The 23,426-nt window shown below is 70.3% G+C and carries 15 protein-coding genes, 1 tRNA gene and 1 pseudogene; 8 read left to right on the forward strand and 9 right to left on the reverse strand.

Annotated features, from left to right (window positions below):
• Positions 1-199, reverse strand: a pseudogene (locus DW306_RS01175) (serine protease); the annotation flags it as partial.
• Positions 200-297: 98 nt separating this feature from the next.
• Between DW306_RS01175 and DW306_RS01180 the strand changes: the two are divergent.
• On the forward strand, positions 298-1,500 hold the full coding sequence (locus DW306_RS01180) for an aminotransferase class I/II-fold pyridoxal phosphate-dependent enzyme (protein ID WP_136053820.1): 1,203 nt from the start codon (positions 298-300) through the stop codon (positions 1,498-1,500).
• Between the two features lie 12 nt (positions 1,501-1,512).
• Here the strand turns inward: DW306_RS01180 and DW306_RS01185 are convergent, their stop codons facing one another.
• A complete protein-coding gene (locus tag DW306_RS01185) occupies positions 1,513-2,322 on the reverse strand; it encodes a carbon-nitrogen hydrolase family protein (protein ID WP_136053821.1) in 810 nt (269 codons plus the stop codon).
• Between the two features lie 78 nt (positions 2,323-2,400).
• Between DW306_RS01185 and DW306_RS01190 the strand changes: the two genes are divergently transcribed.
• A tRNA-Met gene (locus tag DW306_RS01190) sits at positions 2,401-2,474 on the forward strand.
• A gap of 254 nt (positions 2,475-2,728) precedes the next feature.
• Here DW306_RS01190 and DW306_RS01195 read toward each other — a convergent pair.
• Positions 2,729-5,653 (reverse strand): UPF0182 family protein, encoded by a 2,925-nt coding sequence (locus DW306_RS01195; protein ID WP_240747002.1) that lies wholly within the window; start codon positions 5,651-5,653, stop codon positions 2,729-2,731.
• Between the two features lie 73 nt (positions 5,654-5,726).
• Positions 5,727-6,818 carry a PDZ domain-containing protein gene (locus tag DW306_RS01200; protein WP_136053822.1) on the reverse strand — a complete coding sequence of 364 codons (1,092 nt, stop codon included), beginning with the start codon at positions 6,816-6,818 and terminating at the stop codon, positions 5,727-5,729.
• 117 nt (positions 6,819-6,935) lie between these two features.
• On the opposite strand from DW306_RS01200, the gene DW306_RS01205 reads away from it, so the two are divergent.
• Positions 6,936-8,348 carry a zinc-dependent metalloprotease gene (locus DW306_RS01205; protein ID WP_136053823.1) on the forward strand — a complete coding sequence of 471 codons (1,413 nt, stop codon included), beginning with the start codon at positions 6,936-6,938 and terminating at the stop codon, positions 8,346-8,348.
• A gap of 807 nt (positions 8,349-9,155) precedes the next feature.
• Here DW306_RS01205 and DW306_RS01210 read toward each other — a convergent pair.
• Together DW306_RS01210 and nudC are read right to left on the reverse strand one after the other, a co-directional pair.
• Entirely contained in the window at positions 9,156-10,877 is a 1,722-nt protein-coding gene (locus tag DW306_RS01210) for an ATP-dependent helicase (RefSeq protein ID WP_136053824.1), read from the reverse strand.
• Positions 10,874-11,755: an NAD(+) diphosphatase gene (nudC, locus tag DW306_RS01215; RefSeq protein ID WP_136053825.1), complete on the reverse strand. Its 882-nt coding sequence runs from the start codon at positions 11,753-11,755 to the stop codon at positions 10,874-10,876. The genes DW306_RS01210 and nudC overlap by 4 nt, the downstream gene beginning before the upstream one ends.
• Positions 11,756-11,819: 64 nt before the next feature.
• On the opposite strand from nudC, the gene DW306_RS01220 reads away from it, so the two are divergent.
• Positions 11,820-13,247: a phosphotransferase gene (locus DW306_RS01220; RefSeq protein WP_240747003.1), complete on the forward strand. Its 1,428-nt coding sequence runs from the start codon at positions 11,820-11,822 to the stop codon at positions 13,245-13,247.
• Here the strand turns inward: DW306_RS01220 and DW306_RS01225 are convergent.
• Positions 13,193-16,705 (reverse strand): ATP-dependent DNA helicase, encoded by a 3,513-nt coding sequence (locus DW306_RS01225; protein ID WP_240747004.1) that lies wholly within the window; start codon positions 16,703-16,705, stop codon positions 13,193-13,195. The genes DW306_RS01220 and DW306_RS01225 overlap by 55 nt on opposite strands.
• The gene (locus tag DW306_RS01230) at positions 16,702-19,911 is read right to left on the reverse strand and encodes an ATP-dependent DNA helicase (protein WP_136053826.1); all 3,210 of its coding nucleotides are present in this window, start codon (positions 19,909-19,911) and stop codon (positions 16,702-16,704) included. The genes DW306_RS01225 and DW306_RS01230 overlap by 4 nt, the downstream gene beginning before the upstream one ends.
• 149 nt (positions 19,912-20,060) lie before the next feature.
• Between DW306_RS01230 and DW306_RS01235 the strand changes: the two genes are divergently transcribed.
• The 3 genes from DW306_RS01235 to DW306_RS01245 are packed head-to-tail and all read left to right on the forward strand — an operon-like array spanning position 20,061 to position 21,003.
• On the forward strand, positions 20,061-20,285 hold the full coding sequence (locus DW306_RS01235) for a DUF3107 domain-containing protein (protein WP_136053827.1): 225 nt from the start codon (positions 20,061-20,063) through the stop codon (positions 20,283-20,285).
• A gap of 7 nt (positions 20,286-20,292) precedes the next feature.
• Positions 20,293-20,580 (forward strand): hypothetical protein, encoded by a 288-nt coding sequence (locus tag DW306_RS01240; protein WP_136053828.1) that lies wholly within the window; start codon positions 20,293-20,295, stop codon positions 20,578-20,580.
• A gap of 9 nt (positions 20,581-20,589) precedes the next feature.
• On the forward strand, positions 20,590-21,003 hold the full coding sequence (locus DW306_RS01245) for an NUDIX domain-containing protein (RefSeq protein ID WP_136053829.1): 414 nt from the start codon (positions 20,590-20,592) through the stop codon (positions 21,001-21,003).
• On the opposite strand, the gene DW306_RS01250 is transcribed toward DW306_RS01245, so the two are convergent.
• The gene (locus DW306_RS01250; RefSeq protein WP_136053830.1) at positions 21,000-21,713 is read right to left on the reverse strand and encodes a ferritin-like fold-containing protein; all 714 of its coding nucleotides are present in this window, start codon (positions 21,711-21,713) and stop codon (positions 21,000-21,002) included. The two genes, DW306_RS01245 and DW306_RS01250, sit on opposite strands and share 4 nt — an antisense overlap.
• A 192-nt stretch (positions 21,714-21,905) precedes the next feature.
• Between DW306_RS01250 and DW306_RS01255 the strand changes: the two genes are divergently transcribed.
• A partial coding sequence (locus tag DW306_RS01255) for a DEAD/DEAH box helicase (protein ID WP_136053831.1) occupies positions 21,906-23,426 on the forward strand: 1,521 nt, incomplete at its 3' end.

A 23,426-nucleotide genomic window follows, 5' to 3' on the forward strand; every position in this document is an offset into this window, starting at 1 on the left:
CCGGCTGACCTGCGGGGGCGACGGGCGCCTGCGACGTGAAGGTCGACGGCACCTCGTGTCCGTGCGCCGGCGCAGCCGGTGCGGTGTTCTCGGGGGCAGCCGGAGCGGCCGACTGAGCGGCGCTCTCTGCTGCCGGGGTGGACGGCACGGCGTCGTTCGACGCGGGTGCCGAGTGGTTCTGGGTGTCGTCTTCGTTCATGGTGTGCTCCTTCATCAACGCCCCTTCAGACTGCCGCCTGTATCTGTGCGTTTCGTATGGCGAAGATGAGTTTCAGCTATGGCCTTAGCCTGTTCTTCATGAGTGTCATTCCCGGCGCATGGCGGCGCACGGCGGCCGGTGCAGGTCTGCTCGCCGCAGACGGAACCGTCGCACCTACGATCTTCGCAGAGATGTCGGCAGCGGCGGCCAGAACCGGCGCGATCAATCTCGGCCAGGGCTTCCCCGACGAAGACGGTCCGTCGATCGTCCTCGAGGCGGCACGGCAGGCCATCGCCGACGGGGCGAATCAGTATCCGCCGGGGCGCGGCGTCCCCGACCTCCTCGCGGCGATCAGCGAGCATCAGCGCCGGTTCTACGGCCTGGAGGTCGACCCGGCGACTGAGGTCATCGTCACGGCCGGAGCGACCGAGGCGCTGACGGCCAGCCTGCTCGCGCTGATCGACGGCCCCGACGACGAGGTCGTCGTCTTCGAGCCGTACTACGACTCGTACGCCGCCGCGGTCGCTCTGGCAGGCGCACGTCTGCGGACAGTGCCCCTGCGCGCTCCGGGCTTCCAGCCCGATCTCGGTCAGCTCGCGGCGGCGGTCACGGATCGCACCCGGATCATCCTCGTGAACGATCCGCACAATCCCACCGGGGCCGTCTTCGGCGCCGAGGTGCTCGCGGAGGTCGTCCGCCTCGCGCAGCGGCACGATGCGATCATCATCACCGACGAGGTCTACGAGCACCTCGCGTTCCATGCGACGCACACTCCGATCGCGACGCTCCCCGGTGCGGCGGAGCGGACGCTCACGATCTCGTCGGCGGGCAAGACGTTCTCCGCGACCGGATGGAAGATCGGCTGGGTGCACGGCCCTGCCGCCCTGATCACGGCCGTCCTCACGGTGAAGCAGTACCTCACGTACGTCAACGGCTCGCCGTTCCAGCCGGCCGTGGCGGTCGGCCTGCGGCTCGACGATGCCTACTTCACGGGAGCAGCGTCGGCGCTCGCCCGTAAGCACGAGATCCTCGGCGACGGACTGCGGGCCGCCGGGTTCACGGTGCACGCCCCCCAGGGCGGCTACTTCACGGTCGCGGATGCGACGGCGCTGGGCGGAACGGATGCCGCGGCCTTCTGCCGTGCGCTGCCGGAGCGCGCGGGAGTGGTCGCGATCCCGTTGACCGCCTTCGTCTCGGAAGCGCGGCGCGGAGAATACGGCGGCCTGGTCCGCTTCGCCGCCTGCAAGCGCGTCGAAGTGCTCGAGGAGGCCGCGTCGCGCCTCGCTGCGCTGGCCGTCTGAAGGGGCCCCGCGTCAGCGGGGCACGACGGCGTATCGTCGCACGCGCAGCGACGGGTTGACGGTCCGGACGCGATCGATCGCCGCTCGCTCGACGGGTGCGACGGCGATGCCCTCGGTCGTCCCGACACCGGCGATCACGACACCCTGCGGATCGACGATCTGCGAATGCCCCACCCCGATCGGGGTGGGGTGGTCGGCGGCGACGACGTAGACCGTGTTCTCGATCGCCCGCGCGGCGAGCAGGGTCGTCCAGTGGTGCTCCTTGAGCGGACCGCGCACCCACTCCGCCGGCACGACGAGCACATCGGCATCCGCATCGACGAGCGTGCGGGCGAGCTCGGGGAACCGCAGGTCGTAACAGGTCATCAGCCCGAAGCGCAGGCCTCCGAGCTCGAACGTCGACGACTCCCCCGGATCACCCGGTTCGACCCAGTCCGACTCCGTCTGCCCGAACGCGTCGTACAGGTGCTGCTTGCGGTAGACGGCGAGGATGCCGTCGCCACGCACGGCCACGACCGTGTTGCGGACGCGGTGGCCGTCGGCGGCGCGCTCCGCGAGGCCGGCGACGATGACCACGGCGTAGTCGGCGGCCAGGGCGGTGAGAGTCGCGACGAATTCGCCGTCGAGTTCCTCGGCGTTCGCCGCGAGGGTGGCGTCCATCGGATCGACGAAGTAGCTCGAGTACTCCGGGAACACGATCAGCTTCGCGCCGCGGGCCGCGGCATCCGCTGTGAGCGCGGCGATCCGGTCGCGATTGTCGGAACGGGATGCCGTGGGCGCGAACTGGCACACGGCGACGGACACGGCAGCGTTCTCGGACATGACCTCATCCTCTCGCATCGAGGAGGGAGCGGCTCGATTGGCCGCCTCTCCGAATCCGTGATAAGTTACTTCTTGTGCCGCGGGGTGGAGCAGTTCGGTAGCTCGCCGGGCTCATAACCCGGAGGTCGCAGGTTCAAATCCTGTCCCCGCAACGAGAATGCGACACAAGAAAGGCCCCTGATCAGGAGAAATCCAGATCAGGGGCCTTTCGCTTGCCCTCCCGTATAGGCGCATCTTCCACCGCCCGGGTCGGTACGGATGTCGGGAGAAATCCCGGATGCAGGGGCGATCGGGCGTTTTGGCCCGACAGGTGTGCCTTCTCCCGACAGGTGTGCCGTCCTCACGCCGCCGATACGCGAAACGGGCGCCCCCGGAGGGACGCCCGATTCGATTCAGCGGCGTGGGATCACTGCCCCGCGGCGGTGTCCAACGCGAGGAGCTTCTCGACGGCCGCCGTGAGGCGCTTGTCGGCCTCGGCGAAGGCTTCCAGGTCGCCGGCCTTCAGCGCGGCGTCGCGATCGAGCAGCGCCTGCTGCGCGTCGGCGAGCGCTGCTGCCTCATCACCCGTCGGCTGCGTCGGCTCGGTCGGCGTCTCTCCCGTTTCGGGATCCTGCGTACCCGTATCGTTCGGATCAGTCGGTTCCACCTCGTCGTCACCACCCGTCGCACCCGAGTCGCCGCCGAACAGCGTGTCGAGTGCTTCGGTGAGAGTGTCTTCGAAGGCGACCCGGTCACCGAAGGCGACCAGCACCTTCTGCAGTCGCGGCAGCTGCGTGCCTTCGGACGACTGGACGTACACGGGCTGCACGTAGAGCAGACCGCCACCGACCGGAAGCGTGAGCAGGTTGCCGTAGATGACCTCGGACTCACCCTGCTGGAGCAGGTTGAGCTGCGGCACCACGGCCGTGTCGGAGTTGTACGTGTTCTGCACCTGGCCGGGGCCGGGCACAGTGGTGTCCGTATCGATCTCCAGCATTCGGAGCTGACCGTAGCCCTCGCCCTTCACGCCTGCCTCGGAACCGGCATCCGAATCCACCGCGAGATAGCCCATCAGCACGTCTCGGCTGCCTCCGGCGCCCTGCGACACCGGGATGAACGTCGAGAACATCGAGAAGCGCGGCTCATCCTGGCCCGGCATCTTCATCGTCAGATAGTACGGCGGCTGGAGCATCGCCTCGCTGCGCGGGTCGTTCGGCGTCTGCCACCGGTTGTCCTGCTGTGCGAAGGAGCCCGCCTTGTCGACGTGGTAGATGCCGAGGACATCGCGCTGCACCTTGAACAGGTCGGTCGGGTAGCGGACGTGGCTCATCAGCTCGCCGGACATCTCGCTGATCGGCTTCACCGTCGACGGGTAGACCTTCTGCCAGGTCTTCAGCACCGGGTCTTCCTCGTCCCAGGCGTAGAGCGTGACCGAGCCGTCGTAGGCGTCGACCGTGGCCTTGACCGAGTTGCGGATGTAGTTGATGTCGTCGATCGCGAGGGTCGGCGACGGCACGTTCGAATCGGCGATCGCATCGGACAGGCTGACGCCGGTCGAGTACGGGTACGTCGAGCTCGTGGTGTAGCCGTCGACGATCCAGACGATGCGGCCGTCCACGACGCTCGGGTACGGGTCGCTGTCGAGCTCGAGGTACGGCGCCACCTTCTGCACGCGCGTCTTCGGGTCGCGATCGTAGAGGATCTGCGAGTCCTCGTTCACGAGGTTCGAGAAGAGGATCTGCTCGGACTGGAACTTCAGCGCGTAGAGCAGCTTCGTGAAGGTGTCGCCGACCTTGGGGCCGCCGTCCCCCTCGAACGTCGTCTTCGTCTCGCTGGAGCCGTCCTTGCCGCGCGGGTAATCGATCTCCGCGGGCTCGGCACCCTCCGGGGCGCCGACGATCGAGTACTCCGGGGAGTTCTCGCCGAAGTAGACGCGGGGCTCGAAGTTCTCGCGGTCGGTGAGGAACCCGGAGGACGGGATGCCGCGCTCGAGGAAGACGGGCTCGCCATCGCTGGTGCGCTGGTTGCCCGCCGCCGCGACGAGGCCGTATCCGTGCGTGTAGACGGCGACGCGGTTGTTCCAGTTGTCGCCGTCGCCGAGGCCCGACATGTCGAGGTCTCGCACCGACACCACCGTGTCCTGCATCACGCCGTCGATCTCGTAGCGGTCGACGTCCATGTTCGTCTGGAACTGGTAGTAGCCGCGGTACTGCTCGAGCTGGCGGACGGTCGGCGGGATGACCTTCGGGTCCATGATGCGGATCGACGCCGTGGTCTCGGCGTCTTCGCGCAGCTGGCCGGCAGCGGCATCCGTCTCGGCCTCGAAGGCCGTGGTCTCGAGGTCGGCGACGCCGTAGGCCTCTTTCGTGCCGTCGATGTTCCGCTGGTAGTACTCCGCCTGGTACGCGTTCTGGTTCGGCTTGACCTGGAAGGTCGTGACGACCCACGGGTAGCCGACGCCCACGACGAGCGATGCGACGATCAGCAGCGCGGTCGCCGCGAGCGGGAAGCGCCAGCGGCCGATGGCCGCGGTCACGAAGAACAGCACGGCCACCACGGCGGCGATGATCGCGAGGATCGCGAGACCCGGGATGGTCGCGTTGACCCCCGTGTACGCGGCACCGGTGATGCGGTCGTCGGGGGTCGTCAGCGTCTTGTACCGGTCGAGCCAGAGGCTCGCCGCCTGCACGAGGAGGTAGAGGCCGGCGATCACCGCGAGCTGGATGCGGGCCGGCTTGGAGATGCGCAGCTCGCCCTGACCGATGCGCACCGAACCGTAGAGGTACGAGACGAGCGCGGTGACCAGCAGCGAGAGCAGGAGCACGGCGGAGACGAACGCGAGCAGGATCGAGTAGAACGGCATCGCGAACATGTAGAAGCCGGTGTCGATGCCGAACTGCGGATCGACGTCGGAGGTCGCGACACCGTTGGCCCACAGCCAGACGGTCTTCCACTGCCCTGCGGCCGCGAAGCCGGCGAACAGGCCGAAGAAGATCGGCATGCCCCACATGGCGAGACGGCGCAGGGGCTCGATGACCTCCTGGTAGCGGTCGAGCTGCGAGCTGAGCCGCACGTAGACGGGCCGCAGGCGGTAGGCGAGCTGGATCACGAGGAAGAGCGGCGCCGCCATGCCGAGGAAGCCCACCACGAACATCACGGCGGTGGCGATCCACTGCGTGGTGAGAACGCCGGTGAAGCCCACCTGGTCGAACCAGAGGAACTCCGTGTAGAGCGAGGCGAACACGAAGAACGCCGCGATCAGCGCGGCGATGATCACCAGGGAGATGCCGAGGATGCGTCGGGAGGTTCGAGGCGTGGCCGGAGTCGGAGCTGAGGCTGAGTTCGAGGTCACCGTTCCATCCTAGGCGGGCCTCACTGTGGGCCGGCTGTCATCCCGGTCACGGCGAGGTCACGGCCGCGGTGGATCAGGACCCCGCGACCTCGCACGTCGGAAGAGAATCCACGTCGCCGTCGTCGGCGATCACCTCGAGGGCGTCCAGGGACTCCTCGAGCGTCGACGTGCGGATCACCTGCAGACCGTCGGGGACATGACCCACGACCTCGTCGCAGTTCGACGCCGGGGCGAGGAAGTACTCGGCGCCCGCGTCTCGTGCGCCGTAGAGCTTCTGCCGGATGCCGCCGATCGGGCCGACCGTGCCCTCGGCATCGATCGTGCCGGTGCCGGCGATGTTCTTCCCCCCGTTCAGCTCGCCCTCGGTGAGCGTGTCGATGATGCCGAGCGCGAACATCATCCCTGCGCTGGGCCCGCCGACGTTGTCGAGCTGAAGGGTCACGTCGACCTCGAAGTCGTAGTCGGTGCGCAGGGTGATGCCGATGAGCCAGGTCGTGACGTCGTTCTCGACGTGCTTCTCCGGCGTGACCTCGACGGTCCGCTCCTCGCCGCCGCGGAGCACGGTGAGAGACACCGGGTCTCCCCCGGCATCCTGGATCGCCTCGCGCAGCTGCGTCGCGGAGGTGACGGTCGTGCCGTCGATCGCGGTGATGACGTCTTCCGCCTCGAGCAGCCCGTCGGCCGGCGCGTCGGCGACGGCCTCCTGCACGACCACCTGCGCGCCCGTGTCATACCCGAGCTCGTTCAGCGCGGCGGCGGTGGCCTCGTGCTGCGAATCGACCATCAGCATCGCGTTGCGCTCGTCGCGCTGCTCGGTCGTCACACCGGCGGGGAAGACCGAGTCCAGCGGCACGACGGCGCGCGAGGAGTCCATCCAGGCGAGCGCGAGCTCGAACCAGCTGGGGGTGCGCTCGCGGTTGCCGACCACCTGCACCGTCGTGAGGTCGAGGGTTCCGGCGGTCTCGAAGGTCTCGGCGCCCTCGACGCTGATCAGCGGGACCGGTTCGCCGTCGGTCCCGGTCGCCGTGCCGAGAGTGTCGTAGACGGGGCCCGGCCGCTGGATGACATACGGCGTCGGGAGGAAGGTCAGCACGGCCAGGGCGATGAGCGCGACGATGAGCGCCCAGACCCCCAGTCCGGGCTTTCCTGACCGCGTTCGATCCACAGCATCCTCCGTCGTTCGCGAGCGGCGTACAGCGATCTGCTCGCTTCGGGGACGCGTGCAGAAACCTGTGACTAGCGTAGATGCCACGGCTATAGGCGTGCTGAGAGGGCGAACGACATGGCAGACAACGATCCGACCCCCGAGGACTTCCAGGAGTTCCTCCGACGGATGCTCTCGAACCAGGGCGGCGGTGACATCGACCCCGAGGCTCTTCGAGAAGCCATGCAGGGCATGGAGGGCTTCCAGTTCGATCCCACCATGATGCAGACGATCATGTCGCAGCTGCAGGGCGCGTTCGGCGGCGACCCGTGGGAGAACGCGCAGCGACAGGCTCTGCACATCGCGAACCGCGACGGCCAGGGGGTGACCGACGGCTCGCGCAGCTCCCTGGTCGACTCCTTCACGCTCGCGAATCTCTGGCTCGGCGAGGCGACGACGATCGCGGAGCTCGCGGAGGCTCCGACCGCGATGACCCGAGGAGAGTGGGTCGAGAAGACGCTGCCCGTGTGGAAGGAGATCGCCGGTCCCGTGTCGACGAGCATCGCCGACGCGCTGACCTCCGCCCTCGACACGCAGGTGCCCGAGGAGATGCGCAGCGTCGTGCAGGGTGCGGGAAAGCTCATGCGGGGTCTCGGCGGGTCGGTGTTCGCCGCCCAGTTCGGCCAGGTGCTCGGCAATCTCTCGCTCGAGGTGGTGTCGGGCGGCGACGTCGGCATCCCGGTCCTCCCGGCCGGGACGGCAGCGGTGATCCCGCAGAACCTCACCGCCTTCGGCGAGGGACTCGAGATCCCCGAAGACCAGATCGCGCTCTATCTGGCGACGCGCGAGCTCGCCTACGCCCGCCTCTACCGGCACGCGAAATGGCTGCACCTGCACGTGATGGCGCAGATCACCGACTTCGCCCGCGGCGTGAGCGTCGACGTGGATGCGCTCGAAGACGTCGCCAGCCGCCTCGATCCGTCCGATCCGGAGGAGCTCCGTGCGGCGATCGAGGGCGGTGCGCTGCTCCCCGCCCAGACCGAGGCGCAGCGCGAGGCGCTGGAGCGGCTCGAGAACCTCATCGCCACGATCGACGGCTGGGTGGACGTGGTCACCGCACAGGCGACCGCGCGACTTCCCGACGGCGCCCGCATCGCCGAGGCGGCACGCCGCCGTCGCGCGGTGGGCGGTCCGGCCGAAGACGCCCTGGGCGCACTGGTCGGGCTGAAGCTGCGCCCGCGCCGGATGCGCGAGGCCTCGGCGATGTGGCAGGCGGTGACGGATGCCGTCGGCATCGCCGGCCGGGACTCGCTCTGGGACTACCCCGACCTGATGCCGACCGCCGAGGACATCGACGATCCGAGCGCACTGGTCGCCCGTCTGCAGGCCGCAGAGCGCGGCGAGCAGCCGGTCGCGGATGAGTTCGACGAGGCTCTCGCACGACTGCTCGACGGCGACGACTTCTCGGCGGAGCAGCCCGGCGACGGCCAGGCCGACGAGCCGGACGAGTCCGACGGGGATGCCGCTCCGGAAGGCGAGCGACCCGTCTGAGTCCGCGGGCGGGCGACCGCTCCTCCCCCGGCGTGCGATCCGCGGAAGTTGTCCACGGAAGCGCCTTCGCGGCGCCACGGCATCCGCCTCTTCTCCAGAATCGGGGAATGCCGCTGACTCCGCCGACCCTCACCCGACTGGATCCCGGCGCGCCGCTGCTGTGGAGGGACGGTCGCACGCTCCAGCTGGGCACGGACGGCTCCCTGCAGATCTCCGTCGATGCGCCATGGGTCGAGGTGCTGCTGAGCCGCCTGCGCTCCGGATTCCGGCGCGCATCGTTCGACGTCATCGCGCACGGCGCCGGTGCGCCGCGGGAAGAGGCGCGGCTGCTGCTCGCTCGCATCGAGCATCTTCTCGTCGACGACCCGGCGGGGATGCCGCCCGCGTGGGTGGAGGCGATCGGCATCACCGACGGACGCAGCGCCTATCGCACGAGAGAGGCACTCGCCGACGAGGGCGTCATGCTCGTCGACCGCTCGGTGCGCGGCGCGGTGGGGGTGATCCTCGTGCAGGGGTCCGCCGCCGCGCTGCAGTTCGCCCGGTATCTGCGCGAGGACATCCCGCATCTGCCCATCGCCTTCGAGCCCGGACACGTCACCGTCGGGCCGCTCGTCATCCCGGGACACACGCCGTGCCTGTCCTGCCGCGACGCCGAGGACACCGACCGCGACCCGGCGTGGCCGTTGCTGCACGCGCAGCTGATCGATCGTGCGGCGGGACCGCTGCGCGCCGCACAGGTGGCGGAAGGAGCGCTGCTCGCCGCACGGCTTCTCGCGCTCGGCGACGCCGGCGGTCGGATCGTCCGGATCAGCGCGGACGGCTCGCGCGCGTGGCGTGCGGTGACGTTTCACGAAGGATGCCGGTGCCGCGAGCCGTCGTCCCCATCTCGGCCAGGAATCTCGACGGAGCCCGCTCTCCTCGCCCTGCCGACCTCGACCATGAGATCTCCAAGGTACGCGCGGCGCGCGTGACCCCGACGTAGGCGAGGCGACGCTCTTCGTCGACGGCCTCGAAGCTCGAGGCGTACGAGATGGGCAGCGAGCCCTCCGCCCAGCCTGCGAGGTGCACGTGCGGCCATTCGAGACCCTTCGCGGCGTGCAGGGTCGACAGGGTCACGGTGCGCATCGTCGGCTCGTGCTGGTCCTTCGCGCGCGCCATCATCGCGTCGCTGAACGACCGCAGGTTCGCCTCGGGCCCGGCGTCCTCCGCGAGTCGCAGGATCGCGCGTCGCGCCTCCCAGCCGTCGCGCTGGGCGCCGCCCGCCGCCGGGGGCTCTTCGGTCAGGCCGAGCTCCCGGAGCACGCGCTGCACGTTCGGCAGGAAACCCTGCTCCGTCGGAGCCACGGCCGCCGCGCGCAGAGCAAGGATCGCCTGTCGCACCTCGGGCATCGCGAAGAAGCGCGTTCCGCCGAGAACGGATGTGGGAATCCCTTCGGCGGCGAGCGCCTGCTGCAGCACACCCGACTGCGCGTGTGCGCGGTACAGCACGGCGATCTCGGCCGGCGAGGCGCCGGACGCGATCCGGGCGGAGATCGCCGATGCGATGCCGGCGGCCTCCTCGGCCTCGGAGTCGTAAGCGGTCACGGTCGGCGCGTCCGCGGTGAACTGCTCGCGCGCCGGTACGAGCTCGAGCGCGCCGGGCCGACCGTGCATGAGCGCGTTGGCGGCCGTCAGGATCGGGGCCTGCGACCGGTAGTTCGTCTCGAGCCGCACGACCGTCGCATCCGGATGCCGGCGTTCGAACTCGAGCAGGAACCGCTGCTCGGCTCCGGCGAACGAGTAGATCGTCTGGCTTGCATCGCCGACCACGCAGATGTCCTGTCGATCCCCGAGCCAGAGCTCGAGGAGGCGGTTCTGCAGCGGGGAGACGTCTTGGAACTCGTCGACGGTGAAGTGCCGGTACTGCTCGTGCACGGATGCCGCGACCCGCGGCTCCGCCTCGAGCATGCCGGCGCAGGCGAGCAGGACGTCTTCGAAGTCGAGTTGGCGACGCTCGTCCTTCAGCGTCTCGTAGGCGCGCATCAGCTCCACCAGCTGGCCTGCATCGACTCCCGTCACGGTGCGGCCCAGCGCGGCGTGCTGATCGATCGACAGCATCGAGACCTTGCGCCACTCGATCTCCGAGGCGATGTCGCGGAGGGTCGCGGTGCTCGGCCGCAGCCGCATCGCGTCGGCCGCCTGCCCCAGCATCCGCACCTTGTTGTCGATGATCGACGGGGCCGGAGATCCGGCCAGGGTCGGCCAGAAGAAGTTCAGTTGCGCGAGGGCCGCGGCATGGAACGTGCGGGCGGCGACGCCCTCGACGCCGAGTGCACGCAGCCGGCCCCGGAGCTCTCCGGCCGCCTTCGCGGTGAAGGTCACCGCCATCACCCGCGAAGGCGAATACGCGCCGGTGTCGACCCCGTGCGCGATGCGGTGGGTGATCACGCGCGTCTTGCCGGTTCCGGCTCCGGCGAGCACGGCGACCGGACCGCGCAGCACGGATGCCGCGGCCCGCTGCCGCTCGTCGAGGGCGTCGAGTGCGCTCACTCGCGCCCCTCGTACCAGTCGAGGATCAGGGCGCGGGCGATGGAGGCAGGCCCCGGAAGACCCACGGGTCCGTCGCCGGCGAGTGCCGAGCCGATCTCGGCCCGAGTGAACCAGCGGACGTCGACGATCTCCTCACCGTCGGCGAGCGCCTCGGACTCGTCATCGACGACGGCGCGGAAGCCGATCATGAGCGAGCGAGGGAACGGCCAGGGCTGTGAGGAGATGTAACGCAGGGCCGACAGGCGCACGCCGGACTCCTCCTCGATCTCGCGATGCACGGTCGCCTCGAGAGACTCCCCCGCCTCGGTGAAGCCGGCGAAACAGGAGTACATCCTTCCGCCCCAGTTCGCGTTCGCGCCGAGGAGCAGCCGCTCGCCGTCGCGGCTCTCGACGGCGACGATCACGGCAGGGTCGGTGCGCGGGAAGTGCTCGCGTCCGCAGACGAGGCAGCGACGCGACCAGCCGGCGTTCCGCAATTCGGTACCGCCGCCGCACGTCGGGCAGAAGGGCGCGTCGCGCAGCCACCCCGCGATCGCGATCGCCTCGACGAGCAGTTCGGACTCGACCCGTTCGATACGACCGCCGAGGTCGCGCAGTCCGAGCCAGATCTCATCGGGCGCCGTGTCGAGGGCATCGTTCTCCGGCGGCGCGGCGGCGAGAAGCAGCACGGTGCCGTCCTGATCGCGCCCCAGCAGAGCCCAGGTCGCGTCGCCGACGGCATCCGCCGGCACCCTCAGCAGGGTCGACTCGACGACCCTGACCCGGCCGTCGCGCACGACGATCACGCGGGTTCCGGGGTCTGATCGCAGACGTTCGACCGCGTCCGGCTCCTCGCGGAGATCAGCGGCGCGGTCGAGGGCGGGGAACTGAAAGGTCATCGACTCCCTCTCTCACGGGCGTGGCGGAGGCGGGACCGCCCCGGCGTCGACCTACCCTGGGGGCATGGGACGCTCTCCTTTCACTCTAGCCGCGGCGGTGACGGCCGCACTGCCCGGCGCGGAGGTCACGGGTGCCCGTCCTCTCAGCGCAGACGGCGACGGTCGATTCGACTCGGCGGTCGCGTCGCTGGCCGACGGTCGCGAGCTCGCGATCCGCGTCGCCGACGACGAGGACACCGCTCGTGAACTGGCCGCGGAAGCCCTCGCGCTGCGCGCGCTGACAGACGGCGCCCGCGCCATGCTGCCGTTCCACGCGCCCGAATACATCGGCGAGACGACCGTGGGCAAGGGCCGCGCGCTGGTGACCGAACTCCTCCCCGGCTTCCAGATCGAAGCAGCCCTGGTGCCGGCCGGCCGTGGTGCCGCCGAGTCGATGGGTGCCGCGATCGCCGCCGTGCACGGACTGCCGACCTCGGTCGTGCGCGGCGCCGGCCTCGTGATGCGCTCCGCCGAAGAGAGCCGCAGCGAGCTGAACCGCCTCGTCGACGCCGCCGCTTCGACGGGTCGAGTGCCCGCCCGCCTCACCGTGCGCTGGCGGGATGCCGTCGCCGACGATGATCTCTGGCGGTTCGAGTCGACCGTCGTGCTCGGCGGCGTGCAGGCGACCTCGTTCCTCTTCGCGGACGACCCGGAGCGGGGACCCGAGGTCACCGGCCTGCTCGGCTGGCACGGCCTGTCGGTCGGAGATCCCGCCATCGACCTCTCGTGGTTGTCAGCCGCACCGGATGCGGCGGCCGACGTGCACGCCGCGTACGCCCGGACCGTCGATCGCGCTCCGGATGCCGGACTCGAGGTGCGCGCCCGCCTGCTGGCCGAACTGGAGTTCGCGCGCTGGCTGGTGCACGGCGATTCGATGCGGCGCCCCGACATCGTCGATGATGCCGCCGCCCTGCTCGAATCCCTCGCGGAGGGCCTGCGAACCGACGATCTCAGCATCATCGCGGCTCGCAGCGAGGGAGTCGACTCTGCCCTCGACGCGCTCGGCCGCGTGCCGGCCGCCACGGCCGCCGAGGTCGACACCTCGATGCAGACCGACGCGTACAACCCGAACGAGCTGTGGGCTGACGGCGGGTCCGACACCGGTGAGGTCGGTGCGGACGACGCACGCGGCGAGACCTCCGCACCGCCCTGGGCGTCGGACGGGCAGGCGACGTCCGACGCGGAGAGCACGGAGGCAGCCCACCGCGCCGAGATGCTGAACGTCGAGACCGAGGATCTCTCGGGCGTGGCCGGGCTCTTCGCGGGCACGAACGGCGCGGCCGGCGTCCGAGAGGATTCGCATCCGCTGACGCCGCGTCCCGGCTACGCCCGGACGGCAGACGGTGGTGCGGCCGACGATGCGGCCGACGACGACTCCGGTGATGACTCCGAGGAGGCTCAGCGCGCCGCGCGAGCTGCGCTCCAGCGCTGGAAGAGCTCCTCCTCCGAGTAGACGCGGTCCCCGCGGATGACCAGGTCGTCCGCGACGTAGTAGAGCGCCACGTCGATCTCCTCCAGCGGCACCTGGAAACGACGATGGTAGGCGAGGCGGTACAGCGCGAGCTGCAGCATCCGCTCCTCGCGCTCCGCCGGCGTGCGCGGTGCCTTGCCCGTCTTCCAGTCGACGATCTCGATCCGCCCGCCGCGGTCGTCACGGCGGTAGACGGCGTCGAGTTTGCAGATGACGATGTGCGACTGCTCCGGATCGAGGGTGCCCTCGATGCCGGCGCCGAGGGCGAAGTCGATCTCGATCTCGACAGCGATCGGCTTCAGCAGCCCCCATTCGCTCCGCTCGAACGTCTGCTGCAGGGCGGCGAGATCGGCTGCATCCGCCGCCGTGGTCGCCCCGTCGAGGCCTTCGTCGGAGGTGAAGCCGGGATCGGACGGGAGTTCGTCCTCGTCGAGCTCCCACAGCGCCTCGTCGACGCGGCTTCCGACGCCGACGAGCTCGGAGCGCTGCTCGACCCAGGCGTGGAACAGCGTGCCCAGGCGGGTCTGCCGGTACGGCCGCTCCGGCATCGGACGCACGATCGACGACAGCGTGCCGGCGAAGTCCGTGACATAGTCCTTGAACCGCGACGCCGGAACGCGGGTCGGTGCAGCAGCATCGGCGCCCCGTTGGCGGGCCGCCCGCTCGGCGAGCAGACGCGTGAGCTCGAGTGACGGCTGGGCGAGGCCCGAGCGAGCGGCCTCTTCCACGGCGGCGGCGGCCGCCGTCACGACGCCGCGGCGCGCTCCCAGCGGGTCGAGCGGCCAGCTCAGCGTCGAACCCGGACCCTCATAGGGATTCTCGTCGGGATCGACCGGGTCGATGGGATCCCCTCCCTGCACCTCGATGGCCTCGACGAGGTAGGGGCTCGGCGTGCGCGGCGCCTTCTGTCCGGCCCAATGCGCACCGCTCAGCAGCAGGTCGGTCCGTGCACGCGTCACGGCGACGTACGCGAGGCGTCGTTCCTCCTGCTGCTGGTATGCGCGGTAGGCATCTTTGAACCGCTTGAGCGCCCCGCCCTGCGGGTTCGCCTTGGTCGCTCCTCCCGACAGGGATGCCTGCGCGAGCTTGTGCCGCTTGTCCGGGTCGGCCTCCTCCCCCATCGCCGCGACAGGATCCCACTCGAAGCGCGGCAGAGCGTCGCGGTCACCGCGCAACGCGAACGGCACCACGCCGAATCCGAACCAGCCCGACGTGTCGGACACGCGACTGGGCAGCTCGTCCACCACCAGGCGTACGACGGCGACGGCATCCCACTCCAGCCCCTTCGATCCGTGGATCGTGAGCAGCTGCACGACCCCCGGCTCCGGCGGCTCCGGTCGCGGCATCAGCTCGTCGGTGCTCTCGGCCTTGTCGAGCCAGGCGAGCAGACTGCCGATGGTGCCGCGGTCGTCGGCGGCGAGGAACGCGCGCACCTCGTCGGCGAAGGCACGGAGCTGGGTCGCGGCGATCCGGGCGGGGCCCCTCGTCTCGTTGGACGCCAGTTCGATGTCGAGCCGCAGCTCCAGCTCGATGAGCCGGATCAGCTCGGGGATCGGCTGGGAGGACGCGCGCCGCAGTCGTTCGAGCATCTCACCGGCCGCACGGATGCGCGCCCGGCCGTCCGGAGTGATCTCCTCGAGCATCCGGTAGTCGTCACGCACTGCGCGCACGACGTCGACGGCGTCGATGATCGACACGGCCTCGTCGGCACCGCGTGACGACCGCAGCCGGGCGCGCACCTCCTCCGGCAGCGGGGCCATGTCGGTGTCGCGTTCGGCGAGCGCGCGGCCCAGGTCGTACAGCGCCCCCATGTCGGCCACGCCCACTCCGAAGCGAGGTCCGGTGAGCAGACGGATGAGGGCGGAGCCGGCCGTCGGGTCGTGCACGACCCGCAGCGTCGAGACGACGTCGACCACCTCCGGGGTCGTGAGCAGTCCACCGAGCCCGAGGATGCGATGCGGGATGCCGCGGGCGGCGAGCGCCCCGGCGAAGGTCTGCATGTGCCGTTTCGATCGGAACAGGATCGCGCCGGTGTGGGGATTCTGCGCGGGTGCGCGGCCGCCGGCGCGTGACTCGTGCGCGGCGCGGCGCTCCTCGAACCATTCGGCGACGGCCGCCGCCTCGTCGTCGACGGTGAACGGGAAACGCACGCTCACGCCGCCCTCTCCGGCGCCCGGGCGGGGCTCGAGCGGCGGCACGTCGAGTCCGGGCCGCTGGAGAGGCTCGAGCACGCGGTTCGCGATGTCGAGGATGCCGCGGTCGTTGCGCCAGCTCGTCATCAGGCTGTACGTCTGGGCGGTTCCCGTGCTCGAGAACGTCTTCGAGAACGCGTAGAGGTTGTCGGCGCTCGCGCCCCGCCACCCGTAGATGGACTGGTGCGGGTCGCCGACCGCCATGACAGCGGAGTCCCGGAAGAGCTCGGCGAGGAACCGGGTCTGGATGACCGAGGTGTCCTGATACTCGTCGAGCAGCACGACACGGTGCTGCTCGCGCAGGTCGGCACGCACATCGGGGGCGGACTCGACGATGTCGTAGGCGCCGCCGACCTGGTCGGCGAAGTCGAGCACGCCGCGCCGTTCCTTCTCGGCCATGTAGTCGCGGACGAGGTCGGCCAGCGTCGGCAGGCTCAGCAGATTCGAGGCCGCCTTCTCCACGTCGGCGTTCGAGCGGTACGGCGCGAACGCGAGCGCCTGGTCGCGCGCGATCTGCTCGGCGACGTCGAGCTCGACCCGATGGTCGAGCGCATCGCCGGCCAGCCGCTGCACCGCGTCGATCACGGTGTTGAGGGCGAAGTCGATGTTCTCGAGCTCGGGCAGGTCGCTGCGGAGCACGACCTCGCGCGCCAGCATCCACGACGCCGCCTGGCTCAGCATCGCGACATCGGGATCGCGACCGATCCGTGCCGCATGTTCGCGGACGATGCCGTCGGCGAACGCGTTGTACGTCGACACCCGGGGGCGGATCATCAGGTCTTCGGCAGCGCGCGGTGTCGCGGGATCCCAGCCGGTGCCGAACTCCGCGGCGAGCTCGTCCAGGACGTTCGCGCGCACGATCTCGCGCTGGCGCCCCGGTGCCGCCTCCGTCACGCGGCGCAGAGCGTCGCCGCGCACGATCTCGGGGAGGTGCGGCAGCAGACCTCGACGACCGTATTCGTCGATCACGGCCAGACGCGTTCCGATCCGCTCCGCGAGCTCGCCGGCCGCCTTGCGGGTGAAGGTGAGCCCGAGGATCTCGTCGCGGAGCACGCGCCCGTTCGCGACGAGCCACACCACTCGGCCCGACATCGTCTCGGTCTTGCCGCTGCCGGCCCCCGCCACCACCAGCGCCGGCTCGGGAGGCGCCTCGATCACGCGCTGCTGTGCGGGAGTGGGCGCGGGCTGGCCGAGGGCCGTGGCGATGTCGACTGCCGAGAGGCTTCCCTCCGTGGACCACACGGTCACGAGCTCACCGCCGGCACCGTGTGGATGCGGCACGGGTGCACGCGTCGCTGCGTGTCGGCGCAATGGGACTCCACCTGCGCCGTGAAGCTCGAGGCCGACATCCCCCGCGCCGCCCCTGCGACGCGGCGCAGGAACGCCGAGCGCGACTCGTCGTCGAGCGTGTGCTGATGGGCGATGCGGTAGTCGCTCTTGGCGAGCGTCTTCGAGACGATCACGAGGCGTGCCCCGGCCAAGGACCCGGGCGGCGCTCCTTCGATGAGTCCCTGCTGGACGGCGACCTGGTAGGCGGCCAGCTGAGCATGTTCGAGCACGCCGGAATCGGACTCGGGGTCGGTCTTGCCCGTCTTCAGATCCACCACCACGGTCGGTGCGCCCTCGCCGCGCGACATGGGCTCCCAGCCGCGACCGCGCGCGTGCGGGTGCTCTCCCGAACCGAGAGGATAGCTCTCCACACGGTCGATGTACCCGTGGATGATCGCCTGATTCGCGCGGTCGTCGCCGACGGGGTGCACGGCGGGCGTCGCGTCGTCGTCCGCGAGATCGACGGCGAAGCGGAACTCCACTTCGCTGCCGATGACCTTCCCATCCTCGCGGCGCACATCCCCGAGGTAGGAGTGAAGTCGGTCGACGTACAAGTCGGCGCGCCGCCGCTCCTTGCGCCCGATCCACTCCGTCTCGAAGTCGAGCTCGGGCCAGTGCTCGGCGACGATGGCGCGCATCTGCTCGAGGTCGCCGTCGGGGACCCGTTCCATCGCCTCGTGCACGATCGTGCCGATTCCAGCGCTGGGCGGCATCACGGTGTCGCCGCCGATGGCGGAGACGACCCAGTTCAGGCCGCACTCCTCGTAGGACTCCATCTTCGAGGGCGACACCCGCGCCCCGGCCACGGCGAGGTCGCGCAGCGGCGCATCCGTCGAGGGCGGCGTCACGCCGTACCACTCGGCAGGATCCGCGCCCGGCACACCCTCGTGCGCGAGAACAGCGAGCTGCCCTGCCGCCTCGCGTCGCAGAGGCTCCGAAGGGACCGACGTCAGCGTGCGGCGGTGGCGGGCGACCATGCCGCGGAGAGTGAGCGGATGCTCGGCGGAGACATGACGCTCCGGCGGCTCCGGCGCCGGAAGGAATCCGAAGAACGCGCTCGGGGTCAGGTCGTCATCGTCGACGGCCGTGATGAGGAGCCGGTCGCGCGCGCGGGAGATCGCCCGCACGAACAGCCGGAGTTCATCGTGCAGGGCCGCGCGACGTCGGTCGACGACCCCACGCGGCTCGATCGCCACACCGGTACGCGCCGCCTCCACCTCGTCGGCCAGGCGCCAGGTCTGCAGCAGCCCGCCACGCAGACGCACGTTCGGCCAGACGCCGTCCTGCACGCCGGCGACGACCACGGCGTCGAACTCGGTGCCGAGGGCGGTTGCCGGTGTCAGCAGCGTGACCTTGCCCGGTCGGTCGGGCGTCGAGAGCGAGTCCTCGGGCACCTCGCTGTCGAGGATGTCGCGGACGAAGGTCTCGGGGCTCTCGTTCGGTGTCCGCTCGACGAACCGCTTCGCGGCGTCGAACAGCGACACCAGCGCGTCGAGCGACCGCGCGGTCTCAGCCCCGGTCGGCAGCAGCGAGATCTCGCGCCAGGCGACATGCAGGCGCCGGCCGTCGACCGCGCGGGCCTGATCCCACACCCGCCAGAGCAGGTCGTGGATCGTCTCGCCCTCGGCCGCTGCGCGGGACAGCGCCTCGATCGTCTCGGCGAACCGTGCCGCCGTGCGTGATTCGGCCGCGTCGATCAGAGTCAGGTGCGCGGGGTTCGCCATCGCCATCCGCAGCAGCTCGCGCGCGGGTGTCGACCCGCCCTGTTCGAGTTCGATGTGCCGCAGACGCGCGCGCAGGCGCCGCAGTCCGATGGCGTCCATCCCGCCGAACGGGGTGCGCAGCGCCTCCTCCAGCGCGGCCGGGGTGCGCTCGTCCACCGGGATCAGCGCGAGCCGCACGATCTCGACGATGTCGCGCACGATCCCCTCACTGCCGAGCGGACGCTGCACACCCGCCGCGCGCGTGGGGATCTCGCGCGCCGCCAACTCGGTCTCGAGCGTCGTCACCTGCCGCGTGTCGTGGGCGATGACCGCCATCCGGTCCCACCGGAGCCCTTCGCTGAGGTGCCAGTCGCGCATGACTCCCGCGATGCGGTCGAGCTCCTCGTAGGGCGACGGGGCGATGAATGTCGTGACGGCGGCGTCGGCCTCCTCGGTCGGCGGCGCGGGAGCGCGGCGGTGCTCCACCCGCCCGGAGACGCCGATCGCCTGGGTGACGGTGCGGGTCAGCGCGGTGAGGGCAGGCTTCTGGCGGTGCGGCCCGTCGAGCACGTGCACGTCTCCCAGCACACCCGCGAGCTGCGCGAAGAGCTCGGGGCTGGCCCCGCGGAAGGCGCCGGAGGAGATGTCGGGGTCGCCGAACGCGAGCACGGCGATCCCCCGGTCGCGCAGGGCCCGCACCACGGCGATGCCGCCGCGCGTCAGCTCCTGCGCGTCGTCGATGAGGACCACGCGGAGCGGCGCGAGCGGACCGAGCGCCGCCGGCTCCGCTTCTCGAAGGATCGCGCTCGCCTCGCTCAGCAGATCCGCAGCGTCGCGGTGGGCCGAGCGCAGCGCGTCGAGCACCGCACGGTACTCGACGAGGAACTCCGCCGCGGCGGACCACACCTCGTTGCCCGACCCGCGGAGCTCATCGGGATGGACCCCGATCTCGGTGCACTCGGCGAGGAACGCCCGCAATTCCGAGCGGAATCCCTTCGAGGCGCGGACCGGCGGGTTGAGCACCTCGGGCCACGCGATGCGCGCGTCTTCGGCATCTCCGGCGAGCAGCTCGGCGATGATGCGGTCCTGGTCGGCACCGGTGAGCAGCGCCGGTGGTTCGGATCCCGCACGCACCATCGCTCCGCGCACCAGCTGGAAGGCGAAGGAGCCGAGCGAGCGGGCGAGCGGGCCGGGAGTCGCCTGGTCGATCCGCACGCCGATCCGATCGCGCAGCGCGGTCGCGGCCTGGCGGCTCGGAGTGAGCACGAGCACCTCTTCCGGCCGCATCCGCTCGGTGTCGAGCAGATGCACGACCCGGTCGACGAGGGTGCGCGTCTTGCCCGTGCCCGGCGCGCCGATGATGACCCCGGAGGCGGTCGCCGCGGCGGCGACGACGGCTCGCTGCGCGGCATCCGGTGTCATGTCCTCCACGGTATCGGGGCGCGCGGACATCGTCGTCGCGCCGAGGCCGCACGCGGTGTGCGCTCACGGCGAAACCGGCTGCGGCGGCCGATCCGGCCCGGTGCGCGCGGGGTAGAGTTGGGAAGTCCGACGAACTTCAAGGAGCACGCGTGGAAATCCGCATCGGCATCATCAACACCGGCCGTGAACTGAGCTTCGACACCGGCGCGAGCGCGGACGAGGTCCGCAGCCAGGTCTCCGCCGCCCTCGAGCAGAGCTCGACGCACCTGAACTTCTCCGACGTCAAGGGCAACTCGTACCTGGTCCCGACCGCGAACCTCGCCTACATCGAGCTGGGTTCCGAGGAATCGCGCCGCGTCGGTTTCGTCGCCTGACCGCACCATGTACATCCTCCTCGCGCTGATCGGAGCGTGCGCGCTCGGCATCGGCGCGCACTATCTGATCGGCGGCCGCGAACTGCGCGGAGTCGCTGTCACTCCGGGCATCGCGACCGCCGTGTCCGCGATCGTCTACACCGCCCTGCAGTGGGCGGGCATCGGCGAGGACAGCATCTGGCTCTGGCTGGCGAGCGTGCTCGGCGCTGTCGTCGTGGCGGTCCTGGCCACGGTGGCCATCGTGGCCGTTCGCCGTCGATCGGATGCCGAGGCCAAGGCCGCACTCGGGATCTGACCCGATGCCGTGAACCCTCGGGAACGCGCTGTCTGCGTGTGCTTCGACGGCTCCCGCGTGCTGCTGATGAGGCGGCTCAAGGGCGGCCGACGGTACACCGTGCTTCCGGGTGGCGGCATCGAGTCCGGAGAGACGCCCGCCCAGGCGGCAGTGCGTGAACTGGCCGAGGAGACGGGGCTGGTCGCGACGGTGACCGGCGACCTCGCCACTGTCGACCACGACGACCGGCGGGCGCACTACCTGCTCCTGACGGCGTTGCCCGGAGAGCCCACTCTAGGAGGCCCAGAAGCGCTCGCGCAGAGCGAGGACAATCGCTACTGGCCCAGCTGGGTCCCGATAGCCGAGCTCGCAGACGAGCCGCTCGTACCCGAGGAGGCGCGAGAGATCGTCCTGCGAGCCTTCGCGCGGATGCGCGCGACCTAGGAGGCCAGCCCCATCGCATCCATCCGGCGTGCGTGCGCACCCATCAGCTCGGTGTAAACGGGCTCGATCCGCTCGTCGTCGGCGGCGAGGCGCTCCGGTCGCAAGGCCGATCGGCACACGAGGATCGTGTCGCCGACCAGACGGCGCGCCCACATCGACAGCAGGGAGCGCCATTCCTCGTCGCTCTCGATGGTCTCCTGGATGATCGCGACGATCTCGTGGCGCGCATCGTCCTCGCGGAGGATCTCGACGACCCGTCGACCGGTGTCGGCGTAGCTCGAGGCGAGCGCCAGGTAGAAGTCGTCGAGCATTCCTGCGGTGATGTACACCGCGAGAAGGGTCTCCCGCGGGCGCGCTCCGATCGTCTTGCGACGGAAGGCGTCGAGATTCTCACGGAACGGCAGCATCAGCTGGGTGGGTTCGTCGCCCCGCTCCTCGATGAGGTCGACGATCGCGCGGTGCTTCGTGAGCGCCGCACCGGCCGCACGGGAGAGCGACTCCTTCTCGGAGAGCTCCGGCGTCGCGCGGATCAACCGGGTGAGGGTCTCGAAATAGCCCAGTTGGAGGTAGGCGGCCTGGCCGAGGAATCGACTGAGCTCCGGCGCGAGTTCGGCGAAGTCGATGCGGGTCGCGTCGCCCTGATCACCCCGGCTGCGGAGCGCAAGGGTGCGGCGGGGCGCCGCATCGCGCTGCCAGAACCACTTAACCACGAGGCCTCCCGGTCGAGTTCACCACGTCGTTCACAATACTCGGGCGCGAGCGCTCTTCCTGGCCCCGGCCGCCCCTCGGGTAGGCTGGGCGTGTCCCGCCGTAGGAGCGGGCCCCCGCGCCTGTGGCATGAGAGACGGCGTGGATCCGTTTACGTGGCGATCCAGAGGGTCGCCGGACAGGCAATTGAACAAGTGACAACTTTCGCTGAACTCGGTGTCGATCAGGACATCGTCGACGCACTCGCCGCCAAGGGCATCATCGAGGCGTTCCCCATTCAGGAGCAGACCATCCCCCTCGGCCTGCCAGGCCAGGACATCATCGGCCAGGCCAAGACCGGAACCGGAAAGACATTCGGCTTCGGCATCCCGGTCGTCCAGCGTCTCGGCCAGGACCCCGAGCACGGTGTGAAGGCGCTCATCGTCGTCCCGACCCGCGAGCTCGCGGTGCAGGTCTACGAGGACATCGACCTGCTCACCAGCAACCGCTCCACGAGCGTCGTCGCGATCTACGGCGGCAAGGCGTACGAAGGCCAGATCGACCAGCTCAAGGCCGGCGCGCAGATCGTCGTCGGCACGCCGGGTCGTCTGATCGACCTCGCCGGCCAGCGTCTGCTCGACCTCTCGAACGCGACCGAGGTCGTGCTCGACGAGGCCGACAAGATGCTCGACCTCGGCTTCCTCGCCGATATCGAGAAGATCTTCCAGAAGGTTCCGGCTGTCCGCCACACGCAGCTGTTCTCGGCGACCATGCCCGGCCCGATCGTGGCGCTCGCCCGCCGGTTCATGTCGAACCCGATCCACATCCGCGCGACCGACCCCGACGAGGGTCTCACGCAGGCCAACATCAAGCACCTCGTGTACCGCGCGCACTCCATGGACAAGGACGAGATCATCGCCCGCATCCTGCAGGCCGAGGGCCGCGGCAAGACCGTGATCTTCACGCGCACCAAGCGTGCGGCGCAGCGCCTCGTCGACGAGCTGGGCGACCGCGGTTTCAATGTGGGCGGCGTGCACGGCGACATGGGACAGGACCAGCGCGAGCGCTCGATGGCGGCGTTCAAGGCCGGCAAGCGCGACGTGCTCGTGGCGACCGACGTCGCCGCCCGCGGTATCGACGTCGACGACGTGACCCACGTCATCAATCACACGATCCCCGACGAGGACAAGACGTACCTCCACCGTGCCGGCCGCACCGGCCGCGCCGGCAAGACCGGCATCGCCGTGACCTTCGTCGACTGGGAGGATCTGCACAAGTGGGCCCTCATCAATCGCGCGCTCGAGTTCGGCCAGCCCGAGCCGGTCGAGATCTACTCGTCGAGCCCGCAGCTGTTCGAGGACCTCGACATCCCGCAGGGGACGAAGGGGCGTCTCACCACCGCGCCGAAGACCCAGTCGGTGAAGACCGAGCGCACGCGTCGCCCCGAGCGGGCTGCGGATGCCGCCGCCGAGGGCACGGATGAGGGCGGCACGCGTCGTCGTCGCCGTCGCCGCAACAGCGAGACCCCGGTCGGCTCGACCTTCGTCGAAGGCGGCGCCGAGGGCTCGACGGGCGACGGTCACTCCGCTCAGGCCGCGGATCGCAGCGCAGACGGCGGCGGCACCCACGACGGCGAGGGCAAGGAGCACCACGACGGCAAGCCGGCTCCGGCGCGCCGCACCTGGCGCGCGCCCTGGAGATCGATCTCGAGGAGAACGGTCTTGCCGTCGGCGAGG

The sequence above is a fragment of the Microbacterium sp. K24 genome (assembly GCF_004794465.1).
Lineage (GTDB): Bacteria > Actinomycetota > Actinomycetes > Actinomycetales > Microbacteriaceae > Microbacterium.